Raw genomic sequence first — 12,819 nt, 5'->3', positions numbered from 1 at the left:
TGGGGGCCCCGACCGCCCGCTTAGGACCAGGCGATGAGCGCGTCCCCGGGGGTGACGGTGGTGCCGGGGGCGGCGAGGACGAGGTCGGCCTCGTCGGCGTCGAGGGCGACGATCGGGACGACCGGGTTGAACCCATCCCCTTCGACCCGCGCCGGGCTCCAGGTGATGATCGGGTCGCCCGCGCGGACCTCCTCCCCCTCCTCCCGATGGATGGTGAATCCCCTGCCCTCCAGGCCCACGGTGTCCAGGCCCAGATGGACGAGCACGCTGCGGGATCCGTCGGCGGCGATGACGAAGGCGTGCGGGTGGATCTTGGCCACGCGCCCGGGGATCGGCGCCAGCGCGACGGCCTCCCCGGGCGCGCGGGGAGGATCGACGGCGAGCCCCGGTCCGATCAGCCGGCCGGAGAAGACCGGGTCCGGGACATCCTCGAGGGCGACGACGGTCCCGGAGAGGGGGGAGAGGACCTCCAGGGTCATCGGAGGTCCTCGATCTGCTCGTAGAGCGCGTCCGCGGCGGGCCCGATGACGACCTGAACGACGTCGCCGACGGTGATGACGCCGTGGGCGCCGGCGGCCCTGAGCGCGGCCTCGTCGACGGCGGAGACGCTCTCCAGCTCGCAGCGCAGCCGGGTGATGCAGGGCTCGATCTCGACGATGTTGTCGAAGCTGCCGAGGGCCTCGACGATCTGGCGTGCCTGGGACATGGTTGCTCCTCCTGGATGCGGTGGACACGGCTGCGGTGGGCGGCCGGAGATAGGGGCTGATGCGAACAGTACCGTCCATTGAGAGCGTTATCACTCCTCCCTCATCGGAGGGGGCGCCGCCCACCCGATGGCGCGCGCCCGCGGGGCCCGGGCGCGCGGGCGCGACAGCGCGGGATCACCCCGCGTCGTGGGTGGCGCCGGTGTTGTCGGGCCAGAGCCTGGCGGCGATCCCGGCCGCGAGGTCGTCGGCGCTGGGGCCGACGACCACCTGGACCACCCTGCCCGCGGCGGTCGCGCCGTGCGCGCCCACCGCGCGCACGGCATCGCGGTCCACCACCCGCGGATCGCGCACCTCGATCCGTACACGGGTGGTGCACGGCTCCAGGGCGTCGATGTTCTCGGCCCCGCCGAGGGCGCTGAGGAGGGCGTCCATGTCGAGGGGGCGGGGGCTCATGAGGCGCTCCTGGTTCGCAGGGCGGAGGGGCGTGAGGCCGCGGGATGAGGGGCCGCGACGGGGACCCACAGGGTGTAGCGGTCAGCTCGGTACAGCGAGCGGGAGTAGTCCACCGCGACGTCGTCGTGGAAGGCGCGGCGGGTGATGTCGAGGGCCGGCGCGCCCTCGGGCACGCCCAGGAGGATCGCCTCCTCCGAGGAGACGACGTGCCCTTGGATGACGTCCTCGCCCCATGTCGGTTCCAGACCGGCCTCCCCCAGGCGCTGGTAGACGGAGAAGTCGAGCGCTCCTTCGAGGAGGCTGGGCAGCAGGGAGGCGGCCAGCCAGTTCTCCTCGATCGCCATCGGGGTGGAGTCCGCTGTGCGCAGGCGCCTCAAGTGGTAGACGTCGTCCCCCGCGGGGATCTCGAGAGCCTGGGCCACCTGAGGGGTGGCCCGCGTGATCTCGGCGGTCAGGAAGACGGATCCCGGCTCCATGCCGCGCCGGCGCATCTCATCGGTGAAGGAGGCCAGGCGCAGCTGGAGGTCGAGCTTGGGCTGGGACACGAAGGTCCCCCGGCCCTGATGGCGCTCCAGGGCGCCGTCGACGACGAGGGTGTCGATCGCCTGGCGCACCGTCATCCGGGACACGGAGAAGGTCTCGCACAACTCCCTCTCGGAGGGGATGGGCGAGCCCGGTTCGAGGCCGTCGGCGATGAGGGCGAGGAGGTGGTCCCTCACGACGACGTACTTGGCGGGCGCGCGGGGGGCTGAGCGGGCGCGGCGGCTCGGTGGGGATGATGAGGTGGTCATGGCGCTCTCGGGAACGGGGCCAGGGGCGGTCCCATTGTGCCCTGCCTCGTTCAGACGACGTGCGCCTTTGGGCAGGCGAGAGCCATGAGGGGCCGTGAGGGGCCACGGCCCCTCACGGCTCAGGCCGCCGACTGCGCCGCCTGGGCGCGGGCCACCCGGCGGGCGTCGTCGAGGTTCTCCGTCACGATCCGGCGCAGCGCGGCCGGGGCGTCAGCGTGGGCGTCCAGCCAGCCCTCGAGCGCCCCGATCGGGTCGGCGCCCGGAAGGCCGACGGTCGCGCAGGACCACAGCCCCTCCAGCAGGGCCTCGGCCATGTGGAAGGTCCGCGATGACCAGACGGGCTCGATGGCGGCCACGTACTCCTCGATGAAGGGCGCCATGAGCTCGGGGGCGCGCTCAACGCGGCCGAAGCCGGCCAGCGCCTGGCGCTGCGTCTCATTGGGCATTGAGGAGTCCTCCACGAGCGCCCGCCATGCCGCCCCCTTCGCCTCGGCGGTGGGGATCGAGGCGCGGGCGCCCGCCGCCCGCTCGCGGCCCGTCGTCGTGCGGTCGCGGGCCTCCTCCGCGGCGATCTCGGCCTCGCCAGCGCGGCCGGCCGCCACCAGGCCGGTGAGAGCTTCCCAGCGCATATCGGCGTCCACCGCAAGTCCCGGCAGGGCGGCGGAGCCATCGAGCCAGCCGGCGACGGCGTCGATCTGCTCCTCGCTCACGGCGTGGGCGGCCACGGCGCGCACGAGCTGGAGCTGGCGGTCGCTGCCCGGCTCGGCGCCGCGGGCCAGGGCCAGCAGGGCCCCGGCTGCCTCGGGGGCGGCCTCGCGTCGCGCCGCGGGGGGCAGGTAGAGGGCGAGGCAGGTGCCGATCCGCGCCAGGAGCCCCTGGACCACGCTCGAGTGGGACTCCACCGTCAGCGCCTCCAGGGCGGCGTGGAGGTAGCGGGAGGCGGGCAGCTCACCGTCGCGCACCATGTCCCAGGCCGAGGCCAGGACCAGCGAGCGCGCCAGCGAGTCAGTGAAGTCGCCGATCCCCTCCAGCGCGGCCGACAGGGAGGCCTCGTCGAGGCGGTGCTTGGCGTAGGTGAGGTCGTCGTCGTTGACGAGCAGGACCTCGGGGCGCGGCAGGCCGACCAGGCCCGGCACCGGCGTGCGCGCGCCGGCGACGTCCAGCTCGACGCGCTCGACCCGCGTCAGCGCGCCGGAGTCGTCATGGCTGTAGGCGCCGATCGCCAGGCGGTGCGGGCGAAGCGTCGCCGGTGAGTCCTCCGGGACCTCCTGGACGACGGTGGCGGAGGCGATGCGGCCCGCCTCATCCGTGGTGGTCTCCAAGCGCAGGGCCGTCACCCCGGCCTCCTGGAGCCACACCCGTGTCCAGGCTGCGAGATCCCGCCCGGAGACCGCCTCGAGCTCGCTCAGCAGGTCGGCCAGCGTCGCGTTGCCGAAGGCGTGCGCCTCCAGGTAGCGGGCGATCCCCGCGAAGAACCGCTCGCGGCCCACATAGGCCACGAGGGCGGTGAGCACCGAGGCGCCCTTGGCGTAGGTGATGCCGTCGAAGTTCACCTCGACGTCGTGAAGGTCCCTGATCTCGGCGGCGATCGGGTGGGTGGAGGAGAGTTGGTCCTGGTTGTAGGCCCACGCCTTCTCCAGGGTCTGGAAGGTGGTCCAGGCGTCGGTGAAGCGCGTCGTCTCGGCCGTGGCCAGGGTGGAGGTGTACTCGGCGAAGGACTCGTTGAGCCACAGGTCGTTCCACCACTCCATGGTCACCAGGTCCCCGAACCACATGTGGGCCAGCTCGTGGAGGATCGTCACCGCGCGGCGCTCGACGCGGGCCTCCACCGGGCGGGAGCGGAAGACGTAGTCGTCCCGGTGGGTGACGATTCCCGCGTTCTCCATGGCGCCGGCGTTGAACTCGGGCACGAAGACCTGATCGTACTTGGGGAAGGCGTAGGGCGTGCCGAATAGCTCCTCGTAGAACGCGAAGCCGCCCTTGGTCAGCGCGAGGACCTCGTCGGCGTCGAGGTGCTCCGCCAGAGAGGCGCGGCAGTAGACGCCCAGCGGCACCACGCGGCCGTCGTCGGCGCGGTACTCATCGGTGGCCCCCACGTACGGCCCGGCGACGATCGCCGTGATGTAGGAGCTCATGCGCTCGCTCGGCGCGAAGGAGAAGACCCGCGCCCCGGCCCCCGTGGGGCTCGGCGCGGGGGTGGGGGAGTTGGAGAAGACGGTCCAGCCATCGGGCACCGTGACGGTGAAGGTGAAGGAGGCCTTGAGATCGGGCTGCTCGAAGACCGCGAAGACGCGCCGGGAATCGGGCACCTCGAACTGCGTGTAGAGGTAGGTGGCGCCGTCGGCGGGGTCGGTGAAGCGGTGCAGGCCCTCACCGGTGCGCATGTAGGCGCAGTCGGCGACGACGACGAGCTCGTTGGACTCCGCCAGCCCCTCCAGGGCGATCCGGGAGTCCGCGACGACCGCGGCCGGATCGAGGGCGGTCCCATTGAGGCGGACCTCGCGCACCCGGGGGGCGATGAGGTCGATGAAGGTCGAGGCGCCCGGCGTCGCGGAGAACCGCGCGGTGGTCACCGATCGGAAGGTCGCCTGGTCGGGGTCTGCCGCCCCGGACAGGTCCAGGACGACGTCGTAGCTCTCGGTGGTCACGAGCGAGGCGCGCTCGCGGGCCTCATCGCGGGTCAGGTTGATTCCGGGCATCTGCGCTCCTGTCATCGTGGCGGGGCTCGCGCGCCCCGCGGGGCTTCGCCCGATCCTCTCACTGCCGCGCCGGCGCCGCCCCCTCATGCGCGGCGCGTGAACAGCGCTGGGGCGTCAGGGCGAGCAGGTGCCGGGCGCGTAGCCCTGGGCCGAGAGTGCGGCGTAGGTGTCCCGCGTGGGCAGCGCGATGAAGCTGTCGCCCTGGGTGGGGGCGGGGACGGTGGTGACCTCCAGCCCCTGCGGCTCCTGGGAGGGCGCGCCGCCGGCCAGGTCCCAGCCGAGCCGGGCGAGGTCGATCAGCCCGGTGCCCTCGTCGGTGGTGAGGGCACCGGCCACGGTGCGCGCCAGGGAGCGCGCGCCCCACGGGGTGGAGGCCTCCTGCGCGAGGGCGGTCATGAGGGCGCTCATGACGAGGCCGGTGGACTCGCTGCGGCGCTGGGCTCCCTCGGCGTCGCTCAGGGCGGTCCACTGCCCGTCGCGCAGGATCTGCGGGTGGCGGGAGCGCACGAGCGCCAGGGCGTCGATCCCGCTGAGGGTGTGGGTGCCGGCGGTGGGGATGTCGAGCCCGGCCTTCTCGTCGCGGACGGGCTCGGGGATGTCGAGCGTGAGCCCGCCGACGGCGTCGACGACGCTCGCGAAGCCGGCCATGTCGACGGCCACCAGGTGCGTGGTGGGCACGCCCAGGGCGGAGCACAGCAGGTCGACGGTGGTCTGCGGGCCCTTGAGGTAGGAGGTGGCCAGGCGCTCGTGGCGGGGCCCGCCCGCGGGCAGGGTGAGGTCGCGGGGCAGGACGGTCGCGCGCGGGGCGCCGGGGCCCGGTTGGAGGAGGACGACGACGTCGGCCCGGGCGCCGGCCCTGTCCTCGGAGGCGTCCCCGTAGCGGTCCGGCCCGCCCGGCACGCTGAGCCGGGAGTCGGTGCCGATGATGAGCCAGGTCTCGCCCTCGTAGGGGACGGTGGCGTCGCCCGCGGCCAGGGCGCTCGCGCGGTGGGGCATCGTGACGGGCACGTGCCTGATGCGGTGGGCGAGGAGTCCCAGGTCGCCGAGCGCCAGGGTGAGGACGAGCACGAGGCCGACGATGAGGGGGGTCAGGGCGCGGTGAGCGCGCGCGAAACGGCCCGCCCGGGCCCCGAGAGCGGTGAGCGCTCTCGGGGCCCGGGCGGGCGCGCGGTCAGGGGCGGCGGGTGAACTGCTCACTCGACCGGCCCGGTGGGGCGTCAGGCGCGACGACGACGGGCCGCCAGGAGCAGGCCGCCAGCGGTGGCGAGGCTGCCGCCGATGATGATGAAGGTCATCGCGTCAGCGCCGGTGTTGGCCAGGCCCTCCTTCGCGGGGGCGGCCGCGTTCTGCGCCGCGGCGGGGCCGGCGGGGGCGGCGGCGTTCTGCGCCGCGGCGTCGTTGGCGGAGCCCTCGTGCTGGCCGCCGCCCTGGCTCTCGTAGGAGAACACGCCGCCGGAGACGGTCACCTTGTACTCGAGCGTGCCGCCCTCGCCGTAGCGGGAGCCCTTGACGACGGCGTTGTAGGAGCCGTCGGGGACGCCGGCGGGAGCCGGGAAGGAGGCGGCGACGTTGCCGTCGGCGTCGACCTTCATCTCGGCCAGGGTGGCCACGACGTCGTCGTTGTCGTTCCTGAGGGTCAGCGTGACGGTCTCACCTGGGGTGAAGCCGGATCCGGTGAACTTGAAGCTCTGGGCGCCGGTGCTGTCCTCGGACAGGGTCAGCGTGCCCTCGGCCTTGGTGGCGTCCAGGATGAGGCGGCGGGCGATGGTCTCGCCATCGTGCTTGTCGTACGGGATGCACTCGGCCACGATGGCCCAGGGCTCGGTGGTCGGGGCGATGCCGACCTGCTTGATGGCGTCGGCCAGGTCGATGGTGCCGGACCAGTCGCTGGTGCCGGGCTTGACGGCGATGTCGATGGGCCTCGCGGTCTTGAGGTTGTCGATCGAGTCGCCCTGGCCGAGGGCCACCAGGACTCGGGCGGGGTTGTCAGCGGTGCTGACGCAGCCGGTGCCGCTGACGGGGAAGGCGGTGCTGGCGGGGTCAGCGGTGCTGGCGATGTCGTTGCTGAAGGCGAAGTCGGACTCGGCGGCGGTCGCGGTGGTGGTGACGGCGCCGGCAGCGAGAACGGCTGCGGCGGTGATGGCGAAGGGGCGTCCAAGACGCATCTGTGTCCTCCTTGAGGTCGGGGTGCACCATGGGGCGCTTGGGGACGGTCCCGATCCTGCCCTGATCTGCTCGCGTTCGCAAGGGAGCGTCATCCGTGTGGCGAGGCCGCTCCGACTCCTGGTGAGCCCACGCGCCCCAACCACCACATCAGCCCCGACGGGTCCCGCGGAGGGGTGGGGCGGCGCCGGGCGCGCCAATGCCCGGAACGGCGCTCATCGGCGGAGCTCAGCCGACTCCCGGGGATCGCGGTGCCCGTGGAGCGCGGCGGGGGCGGTGGGGAGCCCTCCCCGCCACCCCCGCCCACGAGCCCCGGTCTCACCAAATGGATACGCGCTGCTCCGGGTCGAGCCACATGCCATCGCCGGGGACCACGTCGAAGGCCTCGTAGAAGGCGTCGACATTGCTGGCGATCCCGTTGCAGCGGAACTCGGCCGGCGAGTGCGGGTCGATCGTCAGCAGCAGCTCGGCGTAGTCGTCGCGGTTCTTCGAGCGCCAGATCCTCGCCCACGAGTAGAAGAAGCGCTGCAGGCCCGTCAGGCCGTCGATGACGGGCGCCCCCTCGAAGCCCTCGATGCCGACGCGGGCCAGGGCCAGGCGGTAGGCCTTCAGGGCGATGCCCAGGCCCCCGAGGTCGCCGATGTTCTCCCCGATCGTCAGGGCGCCGTTGACATGGGGGATGTCGTCGGCGGGAGTGCCGGCCTCCTCGTGCTTGGCGGCGACGGCGGCCGGGGTGAGGGCGTCGTACTGGGAGATGAGCGCGGAGGTGCGCGCGGAGAAGGCCTGACGGTCCTCGGGAGTCCACCAGTCGGCGACCTTCCCCGTGCCGTCGAAGGTCGAGCCCTGGTCGTCGAAGCCATGACCTATCTCATGTCCGATGACGGCGCCGATGCCCGCGTAGTTGACGGCGTCGTCGGCCCCGGAGTCGAAGAACGGGGGCTGGAGGATCGCGGCAGGGAAGACGATCTCGTTCATCGCCGGGTTGTAGTAGGCGTTGACGGTCTGTGGCGTCATGTGCCACTCAGTGCGGTCGATCGGCTCGCCCAGCTTGCGCAGGGCCCGGGCGCGCTCGTACGCCTCCACCGAGCGGACGGAGGCCAGCAGGTCCCCGGGGGTGATGTCGACGGCGGAGTAGTCCCGCCAGGCGTCCGGGTACCCGATCTTGGGGGTGAACTGGTCGAGCTTGGCCAGGGCGCGCTCGCGGGTGGCCGGGCCCATCCACTCCAGGGAGGAGATGGAGTCCCGGTAGGCCTCGATGAGGTCGGCCACGAGCCGCTCCATGGCGGCCTTGTGCTCGGGCGGGAAGCGCTCGGCCACGTAGATCTCGCCCAGGGCCTCCCCGAGGCTCGACTCGACCAGGCCCACGCCGCGCTTCCAGCGCGGCCGCAGCTCATCGGTGCCCTGCAGGGTCCTGCCGTAGAAGTCGAAGCTGGCGCTGACGAAGTCGCTGGACAGCAGCGTGGCCCGGCTCTGGACGATATGCCAGCAGGCCCAGGCCCGTAGGTCCTCCAAGGGGGCGGAGTCCCAGCAGCCGGCCATGTGGGCGAGGTAGTCGGGCTGGTTGACGATCGTCTCGTCCAGGTAGGCGGTCCCCTCCACCCCCGCCGCGGCGGCGGCCGCCCGCGCGCCCTTGCGCCAGGCCTCCCAGGGGAAGGCCGGGGAGGAGCCCACGATCTGCCCCCAGGTCATCGGGTTGTTCGTCTTGTCGATATCCCGGCAGGCCATGCGGTCCCAGTGGCCCTCGGCCAGGGACGTCTCGAGGGCCATGATCCGCTCGGCCAGGTCCTGCGCGCCCGCCCCGAGGCGCTCGGGCAGCCCGGCGAGCCCGAGCATCCTGGACACGTGCGCGACATAGGCGGAGCGCAGGGGCTCGCGGCCCTCCTCGCGGTAGTAGGCCTCATCAGGCAGGCCGAGGCCGGCCTGGTCCATCCAGGTGGTGTAGCGGTCCGGATCATTGATGTCGTTGTAGACGCCGGCGTCGATGGGCCCTGTGAAGTGCGCTCCCGCCCCCAGGGCCCGAGCGAGCGCCTCCTTGGTGGGGGCCTCCAGGACGGGGGAGAAGCTCGGGGGCCAGGGGCCGCGCGCCCAGGGCCTCGATGCGCTCCTCGTCCATGAAGGTCGCGAACAGGGCCCCGATCTTGCCCGCGGGCGTGGCGGGGCGGGGCCGGGCCGCCTCCTCGCTCGCGGCCGCGTCGCGCAGGATCTCGTGGCAGGCCTCCTCGGCGGCGTCGCGAAGGAGCGTGAAGGAGCCCGTGCCCGGGCGGTCGGCGGGGATCTCGGCGGTGGCGAGCCAGGAGCCGTTGGCGTACCGGAACAGGTCGTCCTGCGGGCGTAGCCCGGCGTCGACGGCGTCGAGCTCGAGGACTCCCGCGCGGACACGGCCGGCATCGGGTGATTCAGGGGCGCTGGCTGTGCTGCCTGTGGTGGTCATGCGCTCAACCTAACCCGGGGGCCATCCCCTTTCGCACATCTGTGGGCCGGCGGGGGTGGGCGCGCGCCGCGGAGCTGGGGCAGAATCGCCCCATGCGCATCCATATCGCCACGGACCATGCCGCCTACGAGACCAAAGAGGCCCTCGTCAGTCACCTCCAGGATGCCGGCCATGTGGTCATCGACCACGGCGCCTTCTCCTACGACCCTGACGACGACTACCCCGCCTTCTGCCTGGCGGCGGCCCAGGCCGTCGTCGACGAGCCCGGCAGCCTCGGAGTGGTGCTGGGCGGCAGCGGGAACGGCGAGCAGATGGCCGCCAACCTCGTCGACGGCGCGCGCTGCGCCCTGGCCTGGAACCTGGAGACGGCGCGCCTGACCCGCGCCCACAATGACGCGAACATGGTGAGCGTGGGCGGGCGCATGCACTCGCTGGACGAGGCCCTGGCGATCGTCGACGCCTTCATCGCCGAGCCCTTCAGCGGGGCGGCGCGCCACCAGCGCCGTATCGACCAGCTGGCCGCCTATGAGGCGGCGCGCCACGGTCGCGCCTGAGGCGAGCGCGGGGCGCGTCATTCACCGAGACGATGAGAGGGGAGCGGCGATGAGGATCGTGCTCGCACCGGACTCCTTCAAGGAGAGCATGACGGCCCTCCAGGCCGCCAGGGCCATGGACGAGGGCGTGCGCGACGCCGTCCCCGGGGCCCGCACCGTCCTGATGCCCATGTCCGATGGCGGGGAGGGCTTCGTCGACGCGGTCGCTGCGTCCTGGGGCCCCGACATGGTCCGCGCGCCCAGCGTCGACGCCCTCGGGCGGCCCATCGAGGCCGTCTACGGCCTGGCCGGCGACCGCGCCGTCATGGACGTCGCCAACTGCGCCGGGCTGGAGCGAGTCGCCCCGGGTGAGCGGGACGTCCTGCGCTCCAGCACGCGCGGCCTGGGAATGCTCATGGCGCGCGCGCTGGCGGGCGGCGCCCGCACCCTCGTCATCGGCCTGGGTGGATCGGCGACGAACGACGGCGGGCTCGGCATGCTCACCGAGCTCGGCGCCCGCCTCCTCGACGCCTCGGGCGAGCCGGTCGGTCCTGAGCCGGCGCGGATGGGGAGCATCGAGGGCGTCGATCTCGCGGGCCTGTCCGCGGCCGCCCGCGAGGCGACCATCCTCGTGGCCTGCGACGTCACCAACCCGCTGACCGGGCCGAATGGCGCGACGGCGGTGTTCGGGCCCCAGAAGGGCGTCAGCGCCGACATGGTGGGGGTCCTCGACGCCCGCCTCGCCCGCATCGCCGAGCTGCACCGGCGCGCGGGCCGAGGCGGCGGAGCCGGGGGCCGGGGCGGCCGGAGGGCTCGGCTTCGCGCTTCTCGCCTTCCTCGGCGCGCGCATGCGCCCCGGCGTCGAGCTCGTCGCCGAGGCCATCGGGCTGCGCGACGCGATCGCGCGGGCCGACCTCGTCCTGACCGGGGAGGGCTCCGTCGACGAGCAGACCCTCAACGGCAAGACGCCCGCGGGCGTGGCCCGCATGGCCCAGGAGGAGGGCGTGCCGTGCGTCGTCCTCGCAGGACGGATCAAGCCCGGCGCGGAGGTTCTCCTCGACCACGGCGCGCGCGACCTCGTCAAGATCGGGGCCCCCGATGAACCGCTGGCCCAAGCCCTGGCCCGGGGCCCGCAGAACATGCGCGAGGCCGTTGCCGGCTACCTGCGGGACCGTCTCTGACGCCCCATCCCCCACGGCGGCGCGCTGGCGCGGGCCGCGCACGGGTACCGTCGGCCCATGCCCGAAGGACACACGATCCACCGACTCGCCGCCGCGCTCACCGAGCTCTATGGCGGGCAGGAGCTGAGAGCCTCCTCCCCCCAAGGGCGCTTCGCCGCCGGGGCCGCCCTCCTCGACGGCCAGGTCCTCCTGGAGGCGCAGGCCCATGGCAAGCACCTCTTCGCCGCCTTCGCGCCCCGCGCCGATGCGCCCGTGGGCGACAGCGCCGTCGCGTGGCTGCGCGTCCACCTGGGGCTGTACGGCTCATGGACCTTCGACGGCGACTCCCGCTTCATCGCCCCGCACGCCATCGGGGCGCCGCGGCGGAAAGTGGGGGAGCGCGGGGAGCACGCCCTGCGCGGCGGCGGCGGCTCGGCGCTGGCGGGCCTGGCGGGAGGCGCCGAGGACGCGGATGGCGGTGCGGGCTACGGGGCCGGCGCGCCCGGCGCCCGGCCCGGGGCGTGGGTGCCGCCCGAGCCGCGCGGCGCCGTCCGGCTGCGCCTGCTCGGCGAGCACGGGGTGGCGGACCTGACCGGGCCGAGCGCCTGCGAGGTGCTCGACTCCGAGGGCGTGGCGGCGGTCCGCCGTCGCCTCGGCCCCGACCCGCTTCGCGCTGACGGGGAGCGGGAGGTCTTCGTGGCCTCGGCCCGGGCGCGCCGCAAGGCGATCGGCGAGCTGCTCATGGATCAGTCGGTGCTGGCCGGCGCGGGCAACATCTACCGCGCCGAGGCGCTTTTCCGCTGTGGCATCAGCCCCTTCAGGGCGGGTAACCGGGTGAGCCCGGCACGCCTGAGGGCGGTGTGGGACGATCTGGTCCCCCTCATGGAGTACGGAGTGGCCACGGGGTTCATCACGACCGTCGACCTCGACGACGTCCCCTCGCCGCTGCCCGAGGATGATCCGGAGGCCGCCCGCTGGTACGTGTATCACCGCTCCGGGCGCCCCTGCCTGCGCTGCGGGACGCCGATCGCGGAGCGGGAGGTCGCCGGGCGCCGTCTCTTCTGGTGCCCGGCCTGCCAGCGCGCCTGACGCCGCTCCGCCCTCTCTTCCCGGGCGGCCGGCTGGCTGATGGGCGGCCCGGCGACTGGCCCCGCGGCCTCGGCGCGCGGGGCGGGCGCCGGTCAGATGTAGATGGTGGGATCGGTCATGAGCTCGGGATCGACCTTGGGGTCGCGCACGCGGCTGGGCACGCCGACCGCGACATGCCCCTGGGGGACGTTCTTGATGAGCACCGCGTTGGCGCCGATCTTCGCGCCGTCCTCCACGGTGACAGGCCCCAGCACCTTCGCGCCGGCCCCGATCTGCACGTTGTTGCCGATCGTGGGGTGGCGCTTCCCGGGGTTCATGGAGACCCCGCCGAGCGTGACCCCGTGGTACATGAGGACGTCGTCGCCCACCTCCGCGGTCTCGCCGATGACGACCCCCATGCCGTGGTCGATGAACAAGCGCTCGCCGATCTTGGCGGCGGGGTGGATCTCGATGCCGGTGAGATTGCGGGCGGCCTGGGACAGGGCGCGGGCGGCGAAGCGGTGCCCGGCGTTCCACAGCCGGTGAGCGGCCCGGTAGGCCCACACGGCGTGAACGCCGGGGTAGAGGAGGGCGACCTCGGCGCTCGTCCGGGCGGCCGGGTCCTGGCGCCGCGCGGTGGCGAGGTCCTCCTTGGCCTGCGCCAGTAGGGAGCGGTGGCTGTGGGGCATGACTCTCCTCGGTCGGTGGGGCGCTCTGATCGGGCGCGGGGAGCGGCTCGCGCCGGCGCCTCACGCCCCAACGCCGACGGCGGTGATCCTGTTCCCGGGACCACCGCCGTCGGCCTGAGGCGAGT

General features: G+C 73.5%; 11 protein-coding genes and 2 pseudogenes. 4 read left to right on the top strand and 9 right to left on the bottom strand.

Translation table 11 applies throughout. From position 1 onward, the window contains the following. Positions 1–20: 20 nt before the first annotated feature. From ABXS69_RS08635 to ABXS69_RS08600, 8 genes and pseudogenes are all read right to left on the bottom strand, one after another. Positions 21–479 (bottom strand): PTS glucose transporter subunit IIA, encoded by a 459-nt coding sequence (locus tag ABXS69_RS08635; RefSeq protein WP_366180274.1) that lies wholly within the window; start codon positions 477–479, stop codon positions 21–23. Further along, a complete protein-coding gene (locus tag ABXS69_RS08630; protein WP_366180273.1) occupies positions 476–706 on the bottom strand; it encodes a PTS glucose/sucrose transporter subunit IIB in 231 nt (76 codons plus the stop codon). The genes ABXS69_RS08635 and ABXS69_RS08630 overlap by 4 nt, the downstream gene beginning before the upstream one ends. Positions 707–881: 175 nt before the next feature. Further along, positions 882–1,160, bottom strand: a complete 279-nt coding sequence (locus ABXS69_RS08625; RefSeq protein ID WP_366180272.1) for a PTS transporter subunit EIIB — start codon at positions 1,158–1,160, stop codon at positions 882–884. Further along, on the bottom strand, positions 1,157–1,951 hold the full coding sequence (locus tag ABXS69_RS08620; protein WP_366180271.1) for a GntR family transcriptional regulator: 795 nt from the start codon (positions 1,949–1,951) through the stop codon (positions 1,157–1,159). Before ABXS69_RS08620 ends, ABXS69_RS08625 begins: the two co-directional genes overlap by 4 nt. A gap of 119 nt (positions 1,952–2,070) precedes the next feature. Next, positions 2,071–4,650, bottom strand: a complete 2,580-nt coding sequence (gene pepN / locus ABXS69_RS08615) for an aminopeptidase N (RefSeq protein WP_366180270.1) — start codon at positions 4,648–4,650, stop codon at positions 2,071–2,073. A 114-nt stretch (positions 4,651–4,764) separates the two neighbouring features. Then, positions 4,765–5,847, bottom strand: coding sequence for an LCP family protein (locus ABXS69_RS08610; RefSeq protein ID WP_366180269.1), 1,083 nt, complete (start codon positions 5,845–5,847; stop codon positions 4,765–4,767). A gap of 20 nt (positions 5,848–5,867) precedes the next feature. After that, complete coding sequence (locus tag ABXS69_RS08605; protein WP_366180268.1) at positions 5,868–6,815, bottom strand: LPXTG cell wall anchor domain-containing protein; 948 nt, start codon at positions 6,813–6,815, stop codon at positions 5,868–5,870. Between the two features lie 316 nt (positions 6,816–7,131). Then, a pseudogene (locus ABXS69_RS08600) lies at positions 7,132–9,244 on the bottom strand (M13-type metalloendopeptidase). Between the two features lie 92 nt (positions 9,245–9,336). Here ABXS69_RS08600 and ABXS69_RS08595 point away from each other — a divergent pair. The 4 genes and pseudogenes from ABXS69_RS08595 (at position 9,337) to ABXS69_RS08580 (ending at position 12,026) form a co-directional block, all read left to right on the top strand. Beyond that, a complete protein-coding gene (locus ABXS69_RS08595; RefSeq protein WP_366180266.1) occupies positions 9,337–9,798 on the top strand; it encodes a ribose-5-phosphate isomerase in 462 nt (153 codons plus the stop codon). Further along, a pseudogene (locus tag ABXS69_RS08590) lies at positions 9,770–10,513 on the top strand (glycerate kinase); the annotation flags it as partial. The gene ABXS69_RS08595 and the pseudogene ABXS69_RS08590, both read left to right, overlap by 29 nt. Further along, positions 10,446–10,958 (top strand): glycerate kinase, encoded by a 513-nt coding sequence (locus ABXS69_RS08585; RefSeq protein ID WP_366181580.1) that lies wholly within the window; start codon positions 10,446–10,448, stop codon positions 10,956–10,958. The pseudogene ABXS69_RS08590 and the gene ABXS69_RS08585, both read left to right, overlap by 68 nt. 57 nt (positions 10,959–11,015) lie before the next feature. After that, positions 11,016–12,026 (top strand): zinc finger domain-containing protein, encoded by a 1,011-nt coding sequence (locus ABXS69_RS08580; protein WP_366180265.1) that lies wholly within the window; start codon positions 11,016–11,018, stop codon positions 12,024–12,026. 92 nt (positions 12,027–12,118) lie between these two features. Here ABXS69_RS08580 and epsC read toward each other — a convergent pair whose 3' ends face one another. Beyond that, a complete protein-coding gene (epsC, locus tag ABXS69_RS08575; RefSeq protein ID WP_366180264.1) occupies positions 12,119–12,694 on the bottom strand; it encodes a serine O-acetyltransferase EpsC in 576 nt (191 codons plus the stop codon). Positions 12,695–12,819: the final 125 nt, after the last annotated feature.

The sequence above is a fragment of the Actinomyces timonensis genome, from assembly GCF_040702965.1.
In the GTDB taxonomy this organism is placed as follows: domain Bacteria; phylum Actinomycetota; class Actinomycetes; order Actinomycetales; family Actinomycetaceae; genus Actinomyces; species Actinomyces timonensis_A.
This window is presented reverse-complemented; position numbering and strand designations above follow the sequence as displayed.